The sequence below is a fragment of the Streptococcus sp. 29887 genome (assembly GCF_032595075.1).
Lineage (GTDB): Bacteria > Bacillota > Bacilli > Lactobacillales > Streptococcaceae > Streptococcus > Streptococcus iners.
Window position 1 is genome coordinate 1,421,976 of sequence record NZ_CP118735.1, and the last position, 21,373, is coordinate 1,443,348.

The 21,373-nt window shown below is 41.7% G+C and carries 11 protein-coding genes, 1 tRNA gene and 1 other RNA gene; 4 read left to right on the forward strand and 9 right to left on the reverse strand.

Annotation, left to right across the window (positions count from 1 at the left end):
• Positions 1–62: 62 nt before the first annotated feature.
• From PW252_RS07050 to PW252_RS07070, 5 genes are all read right to left on the reverse strand, one after another.
• Positions 63–6,668, reverse strand: a complete 6,606-nt coding sequence (locus PW252_RS07050) for a ZmpA/ZmpB/ZmpC family metallo-endopeptidase (protein ID WP_248048890.1) — start codon at positions 6,666–6,668, stop codon at positions 63–65.
• 249 nt (positions 6,669–6,917) lie between these two features.
• Complete coding sequence (locus PW252_RS07055; protein WP_248048893.1) at positions 6,918–9,893, reverse strand: IdeS/Mac family cysteine endopeptidase; 2,976 nt, start codon at positions 9,891–9,893, stop codon at positions 6,918–6,920.
• A 227-nt stretch (positions 9,894–10,120) separates the two neighbouring features.
• The gene (gene pyk / locus PW252_RS07060) at positions 10,121–11,626 is read right to left on the reverse strand and encodes a pyruvate kinase (protein ID WP_248048896.1); all 1,506 of its coding nucleotides are present in this window, start codon (positions 11,624–11,626) and stop codon (positions 10,121–10,123) included.
• 63 nt (positions 11,627–11,689) lie between these two features.
• A complete protein-coding gene (gene pfkA, locus PW252_RS07065; RefSeq protein ID WP_248043516.1) occupies positions 11,690–12,700 on the reverse strand; it encodes a 6-phosphofructokinase in 1,011 nt (336 codons plus the stop codon).
• Positions 12,701–12,782: 82 nt separating this feature from the next.
• Complete coding sequence (locus tag PW252_RS07070) at positions 12,783–15,893, reverse strand: DNA polymerase III subunit alpha (RefSeq protein WP_248048900.1); 3,111 nt, start codon at positions 15,891–15,893, stop codon at positions 12,783–12,785.
• A gap of 152 nt (positions 15,894–16,045) precedes the next feature.
• Here PW252_RS07070 and PW252_RS07075 point away from each other — a divergent pair, with 152 nt between their 5' ends.
• From PW252_RS07075 to PW252_RS07085, 3 genes are read left to right on the forward strand one after another with little or no spacing between them, the layout of a single operon-like run.
• A complete protein-coding gene (locus tag PW252_RS07075; RefSeq protein ID WP_044689247.1) occupies positions 16,046–16,420 on the forward strand; it encodes a GntR family transcriptional regulator in 375 nt (124 codons plus the stop codon).
• Positions 16,413–17,120 carry an ABC transporter ATP-binding protein gene (locus tag PW252_RS07080; protein WP_024379421.1) on the forward strand — a complete coding sequence of 236 codons (708 nt, stop codon included), beginning with the start codon at positions 16,413–16,415 and terminating at the stop codon, positions 17,118–17,120. The genes PW252_RS07075 and PW252_RS07080 overlap by 8 nt, the downstream gene beginning before the upstream one ends.
• Positions 17,121–17,136: 16 nt before the next feature.
• A complete protein-coding gene (locus PW252_RS07085; protein WP_248048903.1) occupies positions 17,137–17,919 on the forward strand; it encodes an ABC transporter permease in 783 nt (260 codons plus the stop codon).
• 47 nt (positions 17,920–17,966) lie between these two features.
• Here the strand turns inward: PW252_RS07085 and add are convergent, their stop codons facing one another.
• The 3 genes from add to ssrA all read right to left on the reverse strand — a co-directional run bounded on the left by add (position 17,967) and on the right by ssrA (position 19,561).
• Complete coding sequence (add, locus tag PW252_RS07090) at positions 17,967–18,974, reverse strand: adenosine deaminase (protein WP_398582943.1); 1,008 nt, start codon at positions 18,972–18,974, stop codon at positions 17,967–17,969.
• 149 nt (positions 18,975–19,123) lie between these two features.
• A tRNA-Ser gene (locus tag PW252_RS07095) sits at positions 19,124–19,211 on the reverse strand.
• Positions 19,212–19,213: 2 nt separating this feature from the next.
• Positions 19,214–19,561: a transfer-messenger RNA gene (gene ssrA, locus PW252_RS07100) on the reverse strand.
• A gap of 112 nt (positions 19,562–19,673) precedes the next feature.
• On the opposite strand from ssrA, the gene PW252_RS07105 reads away from it, so the two are divergent.
• Complete coding sequence (locus PW252_RS07105; protein WP_248048908.1) at positions 19,674–20,267, forward strand: TVP38/TMEM64 family protein; 594 nt, start codon at positions 19,674–19,676, stop codon at positions 20,265–20,267.
• Positions 20,268–20,453: 186 nt separating this feature from the next.
• Here PW252_RS07105 and aguB read toward each other — a convergent pair whose 3' ends face one another.
• Positions 20,454–21,329, reverse strand: coding sequence for an N-carbamoylputrescine amidase (gene aguB, locus PW252_RS07110; protein WP_248048910.1), 876 nt, complete (start codon positions 21,327–21,329; stop codon positions 20,454–20,456).
• Positions 21,330–21,373 lie beyond the last annotated feature (44 nt).

Genomic DNA, 21,373 nt, shown 5'->3' on the forward strand with positions numbered 1-21,373 from the left:
CTACAGACTCCATGGACGCTCATAGCAAAAGAAGCCAACCTGGGTTGACTTCTTTCAATAGATTATGGGTTGAAAATAGAAGTTCTGAAATCATTTGTAGAGTTCATCAAGGCTTGATAAATCTTGATTTTCAAAGTTGATAGTCGGCTCTTATCGCTACCATAGGATTTATTTTGAATATCCGCATCAATCGCTTCTCTAATCAATCTTTGAAGGTCATCATAGCTCGCAATACTTACTTCTTTCGTTGAGTTTGCAACACCTAATTCATACTGAATCGTGAATGGTTTCAATTTACCTGCTTGGGCCTTATCCACACGCTCCATAAACATAGCTTTCTTGAATTCTTCCCAACTTGCATACTGGCCATTAAAGACTTGGTCAAAGACGTGTTTATCTGTAATCAAGCCTGTATTTTTCTTGTTCCAAGTATCATAAGTAATAGAATTTTGGCTCATAGCATAATCAGACAACTGATTAGATGCATATGGTATGAAACCATCTGTGTAACCTTTGGCAGCAATTAGCTCAAAGGCCATGCGACGGAACATAAAGTCACCTGGTGAGCCATTTGGATTAGACAAGGCTGAATAGTTACCTGCAAACATCGGAACGCTGTAGTAGCCATTACGTTGTAAGTTTTGATCATATTTAGCACTTTGATAGCCATAGCGATCAATGATACTTCCATTGATTAGGTCATCAAACGTAGTCAGTTTAGTAGCATCTTCCTCTGTCAAAGGCGTCATTCGGTTTCCAGCATGGGTATCTTTGCCATTTTCTTGAATGTAGTAATTTTCCAGTTTGAGGAACCAGTCCTTCTTAACGGTATTTGGCTTTTCAAGGACAGTCATTCCTTCGATGTAGTCTAGTAGATAGAGAACATCAAATTGATTGTGGAAATACTGGTTAAAGTCCGCTTCGCTGTTGAAACGAGCAGTCGGATCTCCGACGTGCACACGATTAGCAGCGTCACTATTGAAGACAGCATTGAAACCAAGGATTGTTCGATCGACAGAAGATACGTTTTGGAGCAATCCATCAGCATATACTTCCATTCCTTGTCCCATCCGGCGACCATATCCTTTAAGATAGGTACTTCCATCCTGGTTATGCACCATTTCATGGGTATAGAGAGTTGTACCATAATTGTCTAGCATATTATAGAGGACATAGAAGGTTTCTTTTCCGTTTGCATAGGCAGTTTTGGTTCCACCCTCTGCGTACCACTTGTTAATCGGGCCATAGTAATCTTGAATAGCATCCACATCGGCGAGTAAATTACGATAAACTTTCTGACCATCTGGGCCATTCATTAGGAAGCCTTCATTATTTAGCACCGTGCGGAAGAGCTTGTCACGATTTTCTTCATCAAGGATCTTATACCAGAAGTCAGCATTGTCCCGCTGCATTTCAGCCGCCTTATCGACCAACTGACGAACACTATCTCGTTTAGCAGGGTCTTTGTAATCATCTACATAATGTTCGTAGGAACCTACTGCTAAGGTGTTCATGTTGCTGATGATGAAGATGTCCTCTTGCGGCAGGGTCAATAGAGGTAAGAGCATCTGACGGTATTCCCAAGCTGGATTGGTAATCTTATCGTAAACAGCAAGTGCGTACTTGCTATGTTTCTCAGCACTTTCTTGCTTGGCTGCCGCTTCTGCAACCTGCGATTTACTCTCAACAATATAGGCCTTGGTTGTTTGTTTGAACCAGTCATTGTCTGATAGATTTGGCAAGAAGAGTTTACGGTAGGCTTCCACCATGTCGAATAGACTAGCCTTATTATTTTGCTTACCGATAATGGATGAGTAGGTACTTACGTTGTTATGGGCACGAAGAACCTCATAGCCACCATTACCAATTGCCAAAATCATATCCAAGGCAGAGGCAGCATCATTTCCGAAGAAATCAGGCTCAAAAATGGTCAATTCTTTGGTATTCACATCCCCGTAATTGATATCATACCAACGGTTCAAGTAGGTCAAACCGAGAAGAAAGGCTTCCTTATTGTCAGTAATCTTCTCTTTTATGTAGGCTTCGGAAGCCTGACCTTGACCATTTAAGCTAGCAACCAAAATCTTCCGTACATTACTCTCTAGGTTAGCCTTAACTTGGTCAAAACTTTCGCCAAAGTAGAAATCTTTTGCTGTCCCTGTTTGTCGGTTGGCATCCAATTTAGTTGGATAATTGACAACGGCTTTCATAGCCTCTGAATCCAGAACCACTGTAGACAAGCTGCTTACCAAATCATTTACAAGAGAACTTCTATCATTCAAGAAGGACTCCGGCGTGTAAATCAAGTCCGTACCAGCAATCGTGTATTCTACCACATGGTTATTCTTGAAATCTTCTTTATATGAAACGGACTTGTAGTCAACGGTACCATCCGCATAATGGAGCATGATTTTGTTGATATTAGCTTTTTCAGTATGCACATCTGCTATAAAGGCAGTATCCTTCATTGGAACAACATCAAGCAAACGAACTCTGTTGAGTTTGTCATCTGTCGCAATCTTATTTCCATAGTAAACAAGGAGTTCCTTGTTGTAGAATGGAAGGATTTTCTCCATGTTGTAGTAGGCCGTTTCGTGGTCAGCCTGAGCTTTATCTAGAGTTAGATAATTAACAGAATAAGGGTTAAGATTGAGAGGTTTTGAATCTTCCAAAGTCGCTTGGATGCCCATTGCTTGAACTTTTGCAGTTGCATCTCCCTGACTGATAGTTGCTACATTTGCTAGAGTATCACCAACGGTGCTAGCAGCGTCCTTAATTTTTCCAGTTGCATTGACAACCAAACCTACAAGACTGCTAGGACCCGTCATAGAATTAACAACATTTGTTAAGCTACCCACATGTGCAGCAAGGGGGCCTGCAACTTGGTTAGAACCGGCTATACCACCGATTGTTGCTTCCGAGCCAGTTGTCACAATCGAACCTGTAGCATAAGAATTATAAACACTTCCAGGAACATCATAAGCCAACATGGTGCGTCCAACAATACCACCTGCAAACTGGCTATTATTCCCTGGAATTGTGATAGTAGCATCTACTTTAGCATTACCAACGCTTGACAACACCCCGTTTCCGAGAATACCTCCAGTCAAGCTAGCGCCTGTACCAGTCGTTTCAATGCTTCCTTTGAAGGAAACGTCTTTGATGGTTGTATTGGTCGCCGACTGGATCAAACCTGAAACATTATGCGGACCTTTAAGATTGGCTTCTACTGCTACATTTGTCACTTTGGCGCCATTAGCGTTCACCGATAAGGTCGCAAGTGGATTGGTAGTGCTTGTGCTCAAGTTTGCATTCTTGATATCTAGATTTTGCACAGTACCACTCAAGTTGAAGAACAATGGGGCTTTCAAATTGTTGATTGAGAAAGCATAGCCATCATTTACTCCGTCCAAACTACCGCTAAAATTCTGAACATAAGAAGCTACATCTCCAACAGGAACTTCATTGGCATCTAAATGCGCCCCCAGTTTAAAGGTGCCTTTAGAATTTGCTTTCATGGCGTCAATCAAGGCTTTGAAGGAAGTATAGGTATTTGTATCCGTTACCATCTTCGGAATGTAAAATTCGCGGTTTGGAAGGTATTGTGCATTCTTATCTTGAACCAATTCATCAAAGGACGAAACCAACTTAAAGACGGTCTTGCCATCTAAGCTCGTTTCTTCAACGCTAGAAACTGGAAGGTAAACTTCTTTGAAGCGATCAGATGTAACTTTAATAAACAATTCATCCGTTGAAGTTGGAAGGTCTTCTAAGAATTCTTGACCGATATAGCTACCATTTTTACGACGGTAAACCGTCACTGCGTCAATGTCTTTGATTTCAATCTTTTTATAGACCAGGTCAAACTGACGCATACTGTCAAGAATGGTTTCTTGTTCAGAGCTTTGTTCCTGCTCTGCCATTGTATAGAAAATCTTAGTTTTGACTGTATAGTCTGTATAGAAATCAAGATTTTCAAGTGTCAACTGGCCATTTGGATCTGTAATGGCCTGTTCTTGAACCAAGGCACCTGTATTGTCATAGAGGAGGGCAACAGCACGGAGGAAGTTGGCTGTTTCATCTGTCAACTTGTAGCTAACGGTCGCTGATTTTGCATCATCATTTTCTACCAGATCTGTGATAATCACTTGTGGTACTTTCTCAACTTTTGTACCACGCGCAATGACTTGCTTAACTGGTTCTTTGGTAATTTCTTCTGTTACAGTAGGATTTTCCTGACGAACGCCCTTGATTGTCTGGTAAGTTGTCGTTACTGTCTTAGAACCATTTACTCCCTTGGTCACAACCTTAGTCTTACCTACTAGAAGTGTTGGGGCATCAATGTATTCTGTTTCAAATGGAATATCGACCGTTTCTTTGTCTTCTTCCGTACCTTCAATTGGCTTGGTTCCTTTGAGAACTTCTTTGGTTGTTGGCTCAACTAGAACCTTTTCAGTCACAGTTGGATTTGGCTGGCGAACACCTTTGATAGTTTGGTATGTAGTAGTTATTTCCTTGCTACCGTCCTTACCTTCAACCACTACTTTTTCTTCATCCGTGTAGAGGTCAGCACTTTCACTTACCTTGGTTTTAAAGGCAATGGCTACAGTTTCCTTATCTGTTTCTGTTCCTTCGATTGGTTTGGTACCTTTGAGAACTTCCTTGGCCGTTGGCTCTTCTGTTACTTTTTCTGTCACAGTTGGATTTGGCTGGCGAACACCGTCAATCGTCACATAGGTTGTGGTGATGTTTTTACTGCCATTTTTGCCTTCCGTAACAACCTTTTCTTCGCCAACATAGAGGTCAGCACTTTCGCTTACCTTGGTTTCAAATGGGATTTCAACTGTTTCTTTTACAGCCTCTGTCCCCTCAACTGGAGTTGGGCTAGCGGGTTTCGTGCCACGAGCAACAACTTGAGCCACTGGCTGAGTAGTTACCAATTCAGTAACCGTAGGATTTGCTTGACGAACACCGTTAATGACCGTATAGGTTGTTGTAATAGTGGCAAGACCGTTTTGACCAGCAGTAACGATTTTTTCTTCTCCAACTGGCAAGGTCGCATCGTCTTGATAACTAATCTCGAACGGAAGGACTTTGGTATCTTGCTCTGTTTCCGTGGTAACCACATCAGCTTTCTTTGTACCAAGACGAACAATTTCCGTCACTGGCAAGCTTGTTACGGAGCTTGAAACTTGCTCAGATTTAAGCAAAACACCATCAGCGTAGAAATTCTTGATAACAGTCGTTTGAACTCCGGCTTTACCAACTTGTTCCACATTTCGTGTGCCTTCAGGCAAGCTATCATCGTAGATAACTTGAGTTTCAAAGGGAATAGCCTCCGTATTTGTAATCATATCTTCCGTCAGGACTACTGCTGGTACTTCATGCGTCGGAGCCGTATCTGGTAGAGTAGTAATGGGTTTGGTACCAATTTTCACGACCTGATTAACAGGAGCTTGGCTGACTGTTTCAGAAAGGACTTCTGCTTTGATGAGAAGGCCATCCGCGAATGTTTTCTTAACCTCAAAGGTCTTTTGCCCTGCCTGTCCAGCTTGAACTGTCTGCCTAGTTCCCTCTGGTAAGGTATCATCATAGACTTCCTCTGTTTCAAAAGAAATAGTTTCTGTATGTGATGACACTTCTTCAGTAATAGCTACAGCTGGAAGCTCATGAGTTGGAGCAGTTTGAGGAACTTCGGTAACTATGGTTGCCTCAGCTTTCTTGGTTCCAATCTCAATGATTTTTGGTGTGACTGTCTTAGAAATTTCTGACGAAACTTCCTCTTCCTTCAAAAGCTGACCATCTGCAAATGTCTGCTTAATTGTGATAGTACGCTCACCATTTTGACCCTCTTGGATTACCTTTTCAGTTCCTTCTGCTAAGGCAGGATTTTCAACCGTCTGAGTATCAAAAGCAATCACTTCTGACTTGGTAATGATCTTTTCAGAAATCTCAATAGTTGGCAGTTGATGACTTGGTGCTGTATTCGGAACTTCCGTAACTGTTTCTTCCGTAGTATCCTTTACAGTTTCTTTTTCAGGCGTTTTTTGGGCTTCAGTAGACAATTTCTCTTCTGCTCTGCTATCTTTAAAATAGCCCACATAGACATAGCCTTCAATTTCAGCAGGCTCTGGCAAGGCCTGGCCTGCTGATCTTTCTACCGCATGGTTGAACTGAGCCAAAATATGACTGGTCAAGGCCGAGCTGGTTGGTGCCAAGAAGCTTGCACCAGTAGCCGCTAATAGAATAACACCTGCAAGCTCCTTCTTCCCTTTTTTGCCAATTTTTATGGCAAGAACAAGAAGAGAAATTCCAGCAAGGGCCATTGCGCCTGTTTCCATAACACCTGTTTTCGGTAAAATTTCCGAACGACTGTTTGTACTTACAACAGTGGATGACTTGCTTGCTCCGACCGGACGATAGACTAAATAATAATTAGCATCCGTCGCCTGTGCTAAACCTGGCAAATCCCGAATAATGAGCTCTTTTTCAGCCTCTGTTAATTCTTGCTCGGTTACATAAGTATAGTTGATTGACTGAGCACTAACAGCAGGTGCAGCCGCCACGGAAGCAGCAAAAAATAGGCTTGCTACCGTTGCTGAAACAAGACCTACTGATAATTTACGCAGTGAAAAACGCTCTTCTTTCTCATTGAAATGTTTCTTCATTATCTCTCAAATCCCCTTAAAAATATACCCTTCCATTATACTCTCTCAAGGATAAGGAAACAAGTATTACGGCTTACTGGCTACCGAAAAGCTTCTATTTGAAGCATTACAGTAGACACATACTTAATCTGACGTGCAACTAAAAAACGAATGAGCAATACTGAATAACATATCTTACTCATCATCACCATTCGTTTTTCAATCTCATTATTTTAGTTGTGAACTGATGTCCATTAAGCACCAATAACATCAATCTCTCTTTAAAATAGAGGAAGCCAGTAGCCAGTAACTAATAATAGTCGTTACTAGAAGAACTATTACCACTAAATTTGGAAGGGAAACCAATTCATTTTCACCAGCCATCACCGTTCTTAGGAGTTCTTTAGCAGTTGCCAAACCAAAATGCTCTTCTTTCTGTTTACTCGATAAGTCATTTTCTGAAGTATCTACTTTTTTTGTTTCAGCTATTCCCTCCTCAAGCATCACTTCTGATGAATAGTCTAAAGCATGGGGCTCTCCCTCGGCCTTCATTTGATTACCTACCGGCTCATCGATAAGGCTGGTGAGAATATTCCTATCTGAGTGAATAGTTTCGACCTGTTGAGTGCCTAGCCAACTTTCTTCACTTTCTACTGACCACTCTTTCAAACCTACTAAATCTACCACTAACACCTTCTCAGGAAGTAAAGAAACCGAAGGGCCTTTAATGGATAACTCGCCGACTGGAAGGCTATGTGAAACTGAAGAACCCTTAACAAATAGTTCCCCAACTGGAAGGGAGTGTGAAACAGAAGGACCTTTAACAAATAATTCTCCTACTGGGAGGCTATGTGAAACTGAAGAACCCTTTGAAAATATTTCTCCTACTGGGAGGCTATGTGAAACTGATGAACCTTTAACAGATATCTCACCTACTGGGAGGCTATGTGAAACTGAAGAGCCCTTAACAAATAATTCTCCTACTGGGAGGCTGTGTGAAACTGAAGGACCTTTAACAAATAATTCTCCTACTGGGAGGCTATGTGAAACTGAAGAACCCTTTGAAAATATTTCTCCTACTGGGAGGCTGTGTGAAATCGAAGGACCTTTAACAGATAGTTCCCCTACTGGGAGGCTATGTGAAACTGATGAACCTTTAACAGATATCTCTCCTACTGGAAGGCTATGTGAAACTGAAGGACCTTTTACAAATAGTTCCCCAACTGGAAGGCTATGTGAAACTGATGAACCCTTTACAAATAATTCCCCAACTGGAAGGCTATGTGAAACTGATGAACCCTTTGCAAATATCTCTCCTACTGGAAGGCTATGTGAAACTGAAGAACCTTTAACAGATATCTCACCTACTGGAAGGCTGTGTGAAACTGAAGAGCCCTTAACAGATATTTCTCCTACTGGGAGGCTGTGTGAAACTGAAGAGCCCTTAACAAATAGTTCCCCAACTGGAAGGCTATGAGAAACTGAAGAGCCCTTTGCAAATATTTCTCCTACTGGAAGGCTGTGTGAAACCGAGGAACCTTTAACAGATAATTGGCCTACAGGGAGATTGTAACGAAGGGAAGGACCTTTGGCTGTAAGTTCTCCTACTGGAAGCAACCTAAAGACCGAGGTACTTTTGGCAACTAATTGCTCCTGAGCTAGTTCTTGTAAACTTTGCAGAGCGGACTGCAGGACTTCAGTCAAAACCTGCTTTTCCCTAACTTGATTGATTTGCTCCAGACCCTCAAGATATGTTTCTTCGATTAGGGCAATATAAGACCTTTCTTCCTTCTCCGAAAAACCCTCTTGATCACGAATAGCTTGGTGTAAGACTAATTTAGCTTCAGAAAGCTTCTGTCTGGCAGTCTGTTTTTCATCTTCCAATCCATTGAAATAAGTTTCCCAGTGCTTCCTACCAAGATTGATGGTATGAACGTAGTCCAAGTTTGAACCAAAAGAATTTCTGACAACATTATTATTCAGACGAGGATTTCCAGAAGTATCCTGGGTAATACCCATTCGTTTCAAGCCAATGGGACCATGCTGATCATCAGAATCCGTAATGTAGACCGCACGAATTTGCCCCTTATCATCATACTCTGCTCCCCATACCGTTACAATATGAGTAGTCGTCCCAAAGGTTCTATAGGACAGGCCAAGCAAGCTTTGATTTTCTAAGTTGGTTCGAACCAAATTCCCAAAATAGCGGTAATCTCCACTAAACATTCGGTCAGTCAGCTTTTTCTCGTGAAAGACCTCATGGAAAAAACCACCCCGTTTATCTGGCACTAAATCTGGATTTTCTAAATTGACCCCTCCATGATTTTTAGGGGAGTAGCCATTGATAAATAAGTCCACCAAAGCATCAGACACAAAACCATTCAAGCGGTGCCCATAGTAGGTCTTGAAAAGATTAAAAATACGGCTATTTTGTTGGTCTTCAAAAGAATTTGGATAGCGTCGTACATCCGTCAAAGGATAATCTTGCTGATTTTCTGCTGAACTATATTTTTCCTCAATGAAACGCTGAACATAAGGACCATTCTGTTCCAACCACCAATGCAACATATTAGAAGAAACGGCAGCAAAACACAAGTTCAAATCTTCTAAGGAAGCATCCAAGCTCTTATTAGCATCATAATAACCCTTTCCGGCTTCATAAGGCATGGTATACTCAATGAATTCTCCCGTTACTTCTTTTTTAAAATCACCACCTTGCCCCATGCTAGGAGGCGTTATACCTTGTGCCCAAATAATTTCTCTGTACTGACCATCTTCGCTAGTATAAAGACTGATAGGCTGTTCAACCACATCTTTCTGGACTGCTACTGGTAGATTAGAAGGGTGGCTACTATCTTCGTGCTCAGGGATGACCATCGTTTCCAAGTCTGCATGGATTTCGATACTTGTAGGATCTAAAAGCTGATCAACATTCGGTTCAAGCAACTCATTTTCCTGCTCAGAAGGGGCTACTTCATTCTCACTAGCTTGAGCTAGGTTGTCACTTCCCACTAAAACATTCAGACCTGTAAGCGCGCCATCATTCTCTTGCTCTTCTTCTGCCTCCTCTATGATTTCAATCGTATGTGGAACCAAGCCGTTCTCCACCTGGACAGCTTCTCCTTCCAAAGCAGAAAGCATTTCTGCCTTGGCAGATAGAGTAAATTGATGGGTAAGAAAAAGAAAAGCTACTGGAACTAAACCAACTGCTAGTTTTCTCAACGAAAAACGAATGTGAATGCCCATATGTCCATCTCTTTCAACTTATTCACCTCATATTATATCAATACAATTTGAATTTTGCAAAATCATACCACATATTCAAAAAAGCCTATCATTCAAGCTAAGGACTTGATAGAATTGAAGTTATTGATGAATTACCTTTATAATTTGCCCCAAAAATGCCCCAAAACGAAAATAAAACCTATTGCACAACGCAGAAACGTTGATACAATAGGCTTTTTCTTTATACATTATTTTACAGTGCGGACACGCATAGTGTTTGTTGAACCAGCAACACCTACTGGAACACCAGCTACAATAACAATGTCATCACCTGATTGAACAAGACCTTGCTCTTTAGCAACTTTCTCAGCCAATTCAAACATATCATCTGTAGATGCAGGCTTTTCAGTCACAACTGGAATAACACCCCAGTTCAACATCATTGATTTTTGAACCTTCTCTGTGAAGGTGATTGCCAAGATGTCAGAATCTGGACGATATTTAGAAATAGCACGTGCTGAGTAACCAGTTTCAGTAACTGTAACAACCAACTTGATGTTCATTGAGTGACAAGCATCTTTAACTGCTGATGCAACTACTTCTGTCTTAGAAGCACGGTTGAAGTTATCAGAGTTCAAACGACCATACTCGCTCAAAAGAGTTTGTGCATTCTTAGCGATAGTTGCCATTGTGCGTACAGACTCAACTGGGTATTTACCGTTTGCAGACTCACCAGAAAGCATTGTAGCATCAGTACCGTCGATAACAGCGTTAAATACGTCTGAAACTTCTGAACGAGTTGCACGTGGTTTTTCAGTCATTGTTTCCAACATGTTTGTTGCTGTAATCACTGCTTTACCAGCTGCGTTTACTTTCTTGATGATCATTTTTTGGTAAACTGGAACCATTTCAAATGGTACTTCGATACCCATGTCACCACGAGCAATCATGATACCATCTGAAGCTTCAATGATTTCATCAATGTTGTCGATACCTTGTTGGTTTTCAATTTTTGAGAAGAGTTGAACGTGCTCGTTACCAGTCTCTTTAAGAATGTTACGAACTTCTTCAACGTCTTTTGCAGAACGAACGAATGAAATAGCGATAAAGTTCAAACCTTGCTCCAAACCGAAGCGGATGTCTGCGTTATCACGATCTGCAAGCGCTGGGAAAGGAATTTTAGTGTAAGGGATGTTTACACCTTTTTGTTTAGCAATAACGCCGTCGTTTTCAACAACTACTACAAATTCACGTTTTTCAGCATCTTTTTCAACAACAGTCAAGCCAAGCTTACCATCATCAACAAGAACTTGTTTACCAACTTCAACATCATCAAAGACATCCAAGCCACCAGCAACGTTCAAAGCGATTACTTCGCGAGTTGACTTGATACCTTGCTTAGTTGCAACACGGATTTTCTCACCAGTTGTGTAAGCAAACTCTTTGGCATCACCTTCAAACAATTCTGTACGGATTTCTGGACCTTTTGTATCCAACAAGAAACCAACTTTTTTACCAGCGATTTCTTCTGCACGACGTACAGTCGCCATACGATCACCTTGCTCTTGGTGGTCACCATGTGAGAAGTTGAAACGGAATACGTTAGCACCTTCAGTAATCAATTGGGCAATATTTTTTGCTGAAGCTTCTACATCTAGTTTTTCACCCCAGTAACCATCTTCACCGAATTTTTTACCGCCACGGATTTCTACCGCAGGACCAAGGGTTGCAACGATTTTTACACGTTTATTCATCTAACAAAAACTCCTTTTAAATATACTGGTCTTATGACCCTAGTTAACAAATGTATTCAGAAATTAGAACGAGATTTCTCTGTTCAAGGTAGCAAGACCCAAGTCAGCCTTGTGTGGGTTGTTGACAATGATCTTACCATCTTCTGTCAAGCTGAACAAAGCTCCTTCCTCAGCTGTACCAAGGATTGGGTTTTCAACCATTTGCTCATTTCGGATACCAACGGCAAGACCACCGCGACCTTCTTTAAGCAATTTAACAGCGTGAGCACCCATGCGTGAAGCAAGGACACGGTCACGCGCAGTTGGTGATCCTCCACGTTGGATGTGCCCTAGTTCCGTTACTCGAAGATCGCTCACATCTCCAGCAGCCTTCAATTCTTCAGCGAATTTTGCTACAGGCATAACACCCTCAGCCAAAACAACAATACTGTGTTTCTTACCAGTTTCATAGCCTTGCTTAATTTTAGCAACTACATCTTTGATATCAAAGTCTTCCTCTGGAACAACGATAACGTCTGCTCCAGCAGCAATACCTGACCAAAGAGCGATATCACCTGCATGGCGACCCATTACTTCGATAACAAAAGTACGACGGTGACTAGATGATGTATCACGGATCTTATCAATGGCATCCATAGCAGTTGTAACGGCAGTATCAAAACCGATTGTGAAATCTGTACCAACGATATCGTTGTCAATTGTACCAGGTACACCGATTGCAGGGAAACCATGCTCTGTCAAACGCATAGCACCGTGGTAAGAACCATCACCACCGATAACAACAACACCTTCAATACCGTGTTTTTTCAACTGCTCAATACCTTTAAGTTGGCCTTCTAATTTGGCAAATTCTGGGTAACGAGCAGAACCAAGGAAAGTACCACCACGAGAAATGATGTCACCAACCGAACGGATTGTCAATGGGTGAATATCACCAGCTACCATACCAGCGTAGCCTTCGTTGATACCATAAACTTCCATTCCTTCTGAAATTGCTTGGCGAACAACTGCACGGATAGCAGCATTCATACCAGGGGCATCGCCACCACTGGTCAAAACACCAATACGCTTCATTTCATTTGCTCCTTTTACTTTTCAATTTAACTGCCTTATTATAACACACTTAGGCAGAACTTGCTTGACTTTTTGCCATTTTTTAACGAAAAACCGTTTTCATGACGAATTCTCTCAACTCTTCCTCTAATTGAGGCGTTTTCATAACCTTATAATGCTCCGCTTGAATAGTCTGATTGGAATCTTGATAGTGGAGAATAACCGGAGTACTTCCCTTATATTTTTCCAAAATCCGAGCAACTGCATGGTCATGCTCCTTGTTCTCCAACAAAATCCAAAATTTTTCCAGACTGACTGGCTCCAATTGTTCTAAAACCAGTTGCATTTGTCCATCTCGCTCCTGTACCCTTCCTGTCATGTAGGCAATTGTTCCTTCTCTCAGGTCTTGAGAAAATTGACGATAGCTTTCTGGAAAGAGTGTCACATCTAGCTTTCTCTTGGTATCGGTTACCTGGAGAAAGGCCATCTGTTCACCTGTTTTCTTAGTCCGAATCAAGCGGATGGATTGAATTTGTACTAGGATGGTCACCCGACTAGTAGCCACCAAATCAGTTAGGTCTGTAAGAGCTCGCTTGGACTCACGGCAGATGTTGACCAGGGGATGTGGACTAATGCCAACTCCCAACAAGCCCTGTTCCAATTCGAATTTTTCAGCCTCACTAAAATCCTCTGCCTCTGTCCAGCTATAATTTTCCTCCGCAAAAAAGGTCCCAAATGCCTCAGCAAAAACAAAGAGATTGTCTAGGTTTTCTAAAATTTTCTTTCTATTGCTTTCAAACTCATCAAACAAACCGATTTGAATAAGAGGGACCAACAGTTCTTTCTTCTTATAATTGTCAGGAAGCTTCAAGACAAAATCTTCCACAGACTTGTATGGTCGTTGGTCCAGTATCCAGAGGGCAAAATCCTTGGGTAGGCCCTTCAAGGTTTTCAAGCCCAGAAAAATCTGGTCCTTGTCAAACTTATCATAGTAGGGTACGGTATTGATAGATAACTTGGCAACTTTAAAGTCAAATTGCAAGGCATCTTCAATATATGCACTGCTTGAATGATTGAGCATGACGTCAAAGAAGACATCTGGATAATGGCTCTTAAAGTAGGCCATCTGAAAGGCTAGGGCCGAATAGGCATAGGCATGACTGCGGTTGAAACCGTAACCTGCAAACTTGGCCATCATGGTAAAAATTTCTCTGGCTTTTCCTTCTTCATGCCCCCGCTCACGCGCACCTGCCAGAAACTCGTTTTCCATAGCCTGCATTTCTTGGACATTTTTCTTGGACATGGCCCTACGAAGCAAGTCGGCTTTCCCCAATGTAAAACCTGCATAGACCTGAGCTATCTGCATAACCTGCTCCTGATAGAGCATGATGCCGTAGGTCCCTTCCAAAATCGGTGCAATGGAGGGATCCAGCAGGTCAATTCTTTCCTGCCCATGTTTGCGTTTGACAAAATTATCCGAATAATCACTGGCCCCTGGTCGGTTCAAACTGGTTGTTGCTACCACATCCTCAAAACGCTCCGGGCGAACCCGTTGTAACAGGCTAATGGCACCCGGTTGTTCAAACTGGAAAATCCCCTTGGTCTTGCCCGCTGCAAAGAGTTCCAAGGTTTTTCTATCTTCTAAATCAATCTGGGCAATGTCAATTTCCTTCTGGTAACGCTCTCGAACCCCTTCTGCCATTTTTTGTACAAAGGTCAGATTTCGCAAACCAAGAAAATCCATCTTGAGCAAGCCATTGGCCTCTACTGCATGGGCGTCATACTGGGTCACCAGCATATCATCCCCTATTTTCAAGGGAATGGTATTTGTCAATTCCTCGTCACTCATGACCACACCGGCTGCATGAATGGAGGTCTGGCGAGGTTGGCCCTCTATTTGCTGGGCAATGGCAAAGGCTTTTTGGTACTCGATTTTACTATTGATAATCTGTCGGAAGGCTGCGTTACGTTGATATGCTGAAGAAAGATTATCCTTAAATGAGATTTTCTTTGTAATATTGGTCAACTCATACTCAGGTGTCCCGAATCGTTTGAACACATCGCGGATGGCCTGCTTGGCACCAAAGGTTGAATAGGTCACGATCTGGGCAGCGTGGGTCGAACCATAGCGGTCCCGCACATAACGAATAAAGTCAGGGCGATGAATATCTGGAATATCAATATCAATATCCGGCATGCTATAGCGTTCATTATTTAAAAAACGTTCAAAGAGTAGCTGGTGTTTAACGGGGTCAATGCCCGTAATATTCAAGGCGTAGGCAACCAAGCTCCCCACCGCAGAACCACGTCCCATACCCATATAGTAGCCTTGACTACGTCCAAATCGGAGCAGGTCCCAGACAATCAAAAAATAATCATCAAAGCCCATCTCATGAATAATGGACAACTCTCTTTCCAGGCGTTCCTGATAGACAGCCCCCGTCAATCCTTTTTCTTCCAAGCCCTGATAGGCTTTCTCCTGCAATTCTTCCACCGCAGGTCGCTCACGGTTGAAACGAGGTAACTTCAAGTCTGTATCTAATTGATAAGAAATACCTGCTACCAAGTCACGCAGATTGTCTACCGCCTGAGGAAAGCGACTGGAAAATAGACTGGTTAAACTATCCGCAGATAAAAGAATTTGTCGCTTATCCAAATCCGCCACTTGATTGAGTGGTACATTATCCCGAATAGCATGAAGAACCTGCAAGCTCTCCAACTGGTTCTCCTCGAAAAAACGAACCGTATGGATGGGAAGAATAGGGCCATGAAAATCTTGAACAGGTGTATCCCTTGTCACTCCGACATAATAATCTAGTCCAATATCCAGCTCTTCAATCCCTGAAAAGTAGGGAATGATGATAGCGATATCCACTAAATACTGGCGAATAGCTTCAAAGTTATCCTGTCCAGTCATTTTTGCAGTCGATATTTTCAAGAGATTTCGATAGCCCTTGGTGGTCAAGGCAATCAACTGAGTTGTCAATTCTCGCTCTCGCCCCTCCAACTGCCAGTCCAATTCACAGCCGATGATTGGCTGTATTCCTGCCTTCTGACAAGTTTCCATAAAACTGTAAGCCGCATATAGACTATTCTTATCCATCAACCCCAAGGCTTGGTAGCTCAGCGACTTAGCTCTCTTTACATATTCTTCAATCGTCACCATGCTATCCATAAAGGTATAGACGGTTTTTGTATCTAGTTGTGCCAGCATGGTCTTCTCCTTTTTATTTCTTCTATTATACCAAATAATCTAGGAAAATATTTTTAAGAAATTCAATCAAAAGACTTGCAATTTATCATGTTTTATTGTATTATTTAGTTAGAACATAGGTGTTGGCGAAAATGCCTAGAAAGGAAAGAATAATGGCTTGGAAATTTGACAACAATATGCCCATATATATTCAAATCAGTAATACTATAAAATTACAGATTGTAACCAATCAATTGAAATCGGGAGATAAGTTGCCAACCGTGCGTGACTTGGCTGAAACAGCTGGTGTCAATCCAAACACGGTGCAACGGGCCCTGTCTGATTTGGAAACAGAAGGATTTGTTTACTCAGTCCGCACAACCGGACGTTTCGTCACAGACAATCAAGAATTGATTTCACAGACCCGTCTTCATTTGGCACAGAAAGAACTTGAAAACTTTGTGACAAACATGTTAGATCTAGGTTTCAACCAAGATGAATTAACCCACCAGTTAGATGATTATTTGAAAGGAGTGTCTTATGAATAACGCATATACCCTGGTCGAATTACAACAGGTTTCAAAATCCTATGGCGGAGCTGTGGCTCTCAACAATGTTAACTTGAAATTAACTGCTGGTAAGATTATTGGACTCTTGGGACCAAATGGTTCTGGTAAGACGACGTTAATCAAACTCATCAATGGACTATTGCAACCTGAGTATGGTCAAGTCCTTATCAACGGTCGCACTCCTTCACCTGAAACCAAGGCAATCGTATCCTATTTGCCAGATACGACCTATCTTGATGAAAGCATGAAGGTTTCTGATGCTATCACCTTCTTTACAGATTTCTATGCAGACTTTGACAAGGAACGCGCCCTTCATCTCTTGCAAGACTTAGGAATTGATTTGAACAGCCGCATGAAACACTTGTCAAAAGGGAACAAGGAAAAGGTTCAACTTATCTTGGTAATGAGCCGTCAGGCACAACTCTATGTCTTAGATGAGCCAATTGGTGGTGTTGACCCTGCTGCTCGTGATTATATTTTAAAAACCATCGTCAACAACTATTCGCCTACTGCCTCTGTTATCATCTCCACGCATTTGATTTCAGATGTTGAACAAATTTTGGACGAAGTAATTTTCCTTCAATATGGTAGTGTTATTCGCCATGAAAACGTGGATGACCTTCGTATTGAAAGTGGCGAGTCCATTGACGAACTCTTCCGCCAAGACTTTAAGGCTTAGTTAGAAGGAGATTGCTATGTTTAAGAAATTAGTCAAATATGAATTTCAATCCGTTGGGAAATGGTATTTAGGAATTTATGCCGGGGCATTGGTCCTGTCTGCAATACTTGGATTCTGGTTACAAGCTTTGACCTTACGGGCACAAGCTGGAGCCACAGAACCTGGCGGTGCTGAAATGGTCCTTTTCGGTACATCCTTCATGACCTTCGGTATCTTAATTGCAGCACTTGGGCTATCTACCTTTTTCATGGTTATTAACCGATTTAGAAAAAATGTCTATGGTCGTCAGGGCTATTTGACCATGACCTTGCCAGTTTCAAGCCACCATATTATTTTAAGTAAACTCTTGGCATCTTTGGTTTGGTACTTTTTAGCAGGAGTTACCATTGTTCTTTCAATCGGAATCATTTTGGCTGTTCTCATGCTCGGAACTGAGGAAATCATGATTCCTGAATTGCATACTGTTGTACAAGCATTAGACTGGTCTGTGATTTTTGCTCATTTATTTTATTCACTTATCGAGTCAACAACGGGAATCTTGCTGATCTACTTCTCCATCTCTGTTGGTCAACTGTTTAAAGACCACCGTCTACTGTTTGCCATTTTAACCTATTTCGGAATTTCAATTGTTCTCGGTGTGTTTGGAGCTCTCATTTTTACCAATTATCTAGAGAACATTTATAATGCAGCACTACCATTATACCCAAGTCCTATCTTGGCCTTGATCAATATCATTCTGGCCTTTGCCTACTATTTTGGTACACACTTTATCATGACCAAGAAATTGAATTTGCAATAAGAAAAAGCTCTTTGCCTGTCGTTCTGACATGGCCTAGAGCTTTCTTTTTACAAATTATACTTTTGAGCTAGGACATCAAGTAAGTTTGCCTTTTCTTCTTCACTGGCAAAGCTTGCTTGAATAGCATTTCTGTTGAATTGATAAAATTCTTCCTTGGTCGTTCCAAAATACTCTACAAATAGCTGATATTCTTTATTTAGGTTTGTATTGGAAACCGTTCGATTATCAGTATTGATGGTAATCTTTGCTCCCGCTTGAACCAGCTGTTCATAGGGGAAATCTGCTAGAGTTTGAGCAGCTCCGGTCTGGAGATTTGAAGTCAGGCACATCTCAAGCGTTGCTCCGCTATTGACAAAAGCCTGAATAGCCTCAGTGTGACCGCTAAGAGCCGTTCCGTGTCCAATCCGCTTGATACCCAAGGCCAGAGCTTGGGCTACATTGGTCACGCAACCACACTCACCAGCATGGAAGGTCATGGGGTAACCTAGAGATCGAGTGTAGTCAATCAACTCAGCCAGCTCATGAGTTGGGTAGTCTACCTCGTTTCCAGCAAAATCAAAGCCAACCAATCCTTTCGGTGCCAAATCAGCAATAGCAGAAAAGATTTCTCTGGTCTGACTTGGTTCAGTTTGTTTCAAGCCACATACCAAGAGCTTGGCAACTATACCAAATTCCTTCTGGGCCTTTTCCATCCCACGCAAGACGGCTTTCACGGCATCTAGAACACTTAAATCCTTATCAGTCGATAATTCAGGTGCAAATCGTAGCTCAATATAAATAACCCCATCCTCTGCTGCTTGACGTAACACATCGTAGGTAGCTAATTCCAATGCTTCTACGGTTTGTAAAAGTGGACGGATAAAGTCAAAGGTTTGCAAATAGGTCATCAAGCTATCAACCTTTCCCTCTATACTGACCAATTTTCTGAGTTCCTCATCCTTGTCTGGAATGGAAATTTCTGCCATTTGGGCAAGTTGTCGGATCGCTGCTAATGATAGGGAACCATCCAAATGGCAATGCAATTCTGTCTTGGCTAATTCTTGTACATTCAACATCAACAATTCCTCTTTCGTAAGTATATTGTTAACTATCATATCACATTTTTGACAAATTACAAGACAATTTTCACAAAAAATGAACATTATACTTATTAGATAATTTCAAGTGCAAGAAAAAAAGAACGATTTCCATCGTTCTTGCCATACGGAAGACATGGGATTCGAACCCACGCACGCTGTTACACGCCTACCGCGTTTCCAACACGGCCTCTTGAGCCTCTTGAGTAATCTTCCATATATGGAGCTGGTGGGAGTCGAACCCACGTCCAAACACCTGCTAACTTATTCGTCTACAACCATAGGTTATGTCTTGCTTTAACTTGGGCTCGATACATAACTCAAATCCAGACCAAGCGAGTTAGTACATCTCTTTTGGGACAGCCTAACTCAATCCCAACGTAGCTTGTTATTTTAAGACCAATCAGCAAACACAAGCAATTCGCGACTGGTCACGCAGGCAGGTTATTAAGCTGCTAATGCGTAAGTGTTTGTATTTTTTGCAGTTATATTTAACTGGCATTTTTACATCTGCCGATGGGTTGCAGAACAAGCCTCATAATGCCTGTCGAATCCGTAACAACCCCTTAGGTTTGATACGAAAATTATTATAGCAGATTTTTTCGCAAAAAGCAAAGCTATTTTTTTACAATTTCCTTACAATTTTAAAATTTTTTTGAAATATGGTACAATATAATTATGTATAAATTCTGGCAAAAAACGATCCAAGTATTGAGTGTTATTACACTTATTGGAACATTTGTGTTTCTTTTTTGGTTATATAAAATTGGTATTTTAAACGATCAAAATGCACTTTCTGAGTTCATCAAAGCTCTAGGTGCATTTGGCAGTCTTTCATTCTTGGCTATTCAGATTGTCCAGGTTGTCTTTCCAATTATTCCAGGCGGTGTTACTACTGTTGTCGGATTTCTAGTATTTAATTTTTGGTGGGGCTTTTTCCTAAACTATGTCGGCATCTCCATCGGAAGTATCATTCTCTTCTGGCTGGCTCGTCGTTATGGAAAAAAGTTCTGCTTACTGTTTATGAGTGAAGAAACCTTTTACAAATACGAAAGCAAAATTGATAACAAACGTGGTTATGAAATTTTCTTCATATTATGTATGCTCTCACCCATTTCACCTGCTGATATTGTTGTCATGATTTCAGGTTTAACCAGTATGAGCTATCGAAAATTTATCACTATTACACTTCTCTGTCGTCCATTTTCCATCGTTGCCTATAGTTTCTTTTGGATTTATGGAAGCCAATTTTTGCAACAAATCCTCAAATAATAGACGAAACGGTGCTGGGCTCAAGCCCAGCACCGCTTCTCAAAGTTAGTGTCAACATCTCAGCGCAGTGGTTGATTGGCAGATTTGTTCGTGTTTTACACTCCAAATCTGACCTAATCAACTGTGCGGGGGTGGGAAGACGAACTCTTCTATGAATGGTTGAGTTCTTTCCCACTCCCGTTTTATTTATTCCGAAATTTTCTGATACATATGTGGTCTGCGGTCTCTAAAGAGTCCCCAATCCAAGCGCTCACGCGCACCCTTATCCAAGTCATAAGTAACTAGCAAGACTGCTTCTTCCTCGCGTCCCGCTTTTTCAATCACTTCACCTGTTTCATCCGTCATAAAGGAGGAACCATAGAAACGCAAGCTAGAAGATTGGCCGCCATTTTCTGCAGAAGGCTGTACTTCTTCCAAGCCAATCCGATTGGCTGCAATGACTGGTGTGATATTGGCTGCAGCATGGCCCTGCATAGTTCGTTGCCAGTGGCACTGACTATCCGTATCCAAAATCGGCTCCGAACCAATAGCTGTTGGGTAAAAGAGTAATTCCGCCCCATTCAAAGCTAGACAGCGAGCTGTTTCTGGAAACCATTGATCCCAGCATATTCCGATACCAATCTTGGCATAACGAGTTTCCCAGACCTTGAATCCAGTATTGCCAGGTGTAAAGTAAAACTTCTCCTGATAATAATGGTCGTCAGGAATATGGGTCTTGCGGTAAACTCCCAAAACTGTCCCATCCGCATCAATGACCGCTATCGAGTTATACAAACTATTGCCATCCTTTTCATAAAAAGAAATGGGCAAAACCACCTGCAATTCCTTAGCAATTGGAATAAAGTGCTGAACAGCATCATTTTCTTCTACAGACTTGGCATAGTTATAATAATCATACTGGCGTTCTTGACAAAAATAAGGACGCTCAAAGAGTTCAGGCAGGAGAATAATCTGCGCTCCCTGACCAGCAGCCTGTCTGACCAAACGCTCTGCAGTCGCCAGATTTTCGCTAAGATTCTGGCTACACTGCATCTGGACAGCTGCTACAGTAACATTTCTCATAATTTCATTCCTTTTCATAAATTCTTTATGGGCGATACAATGGC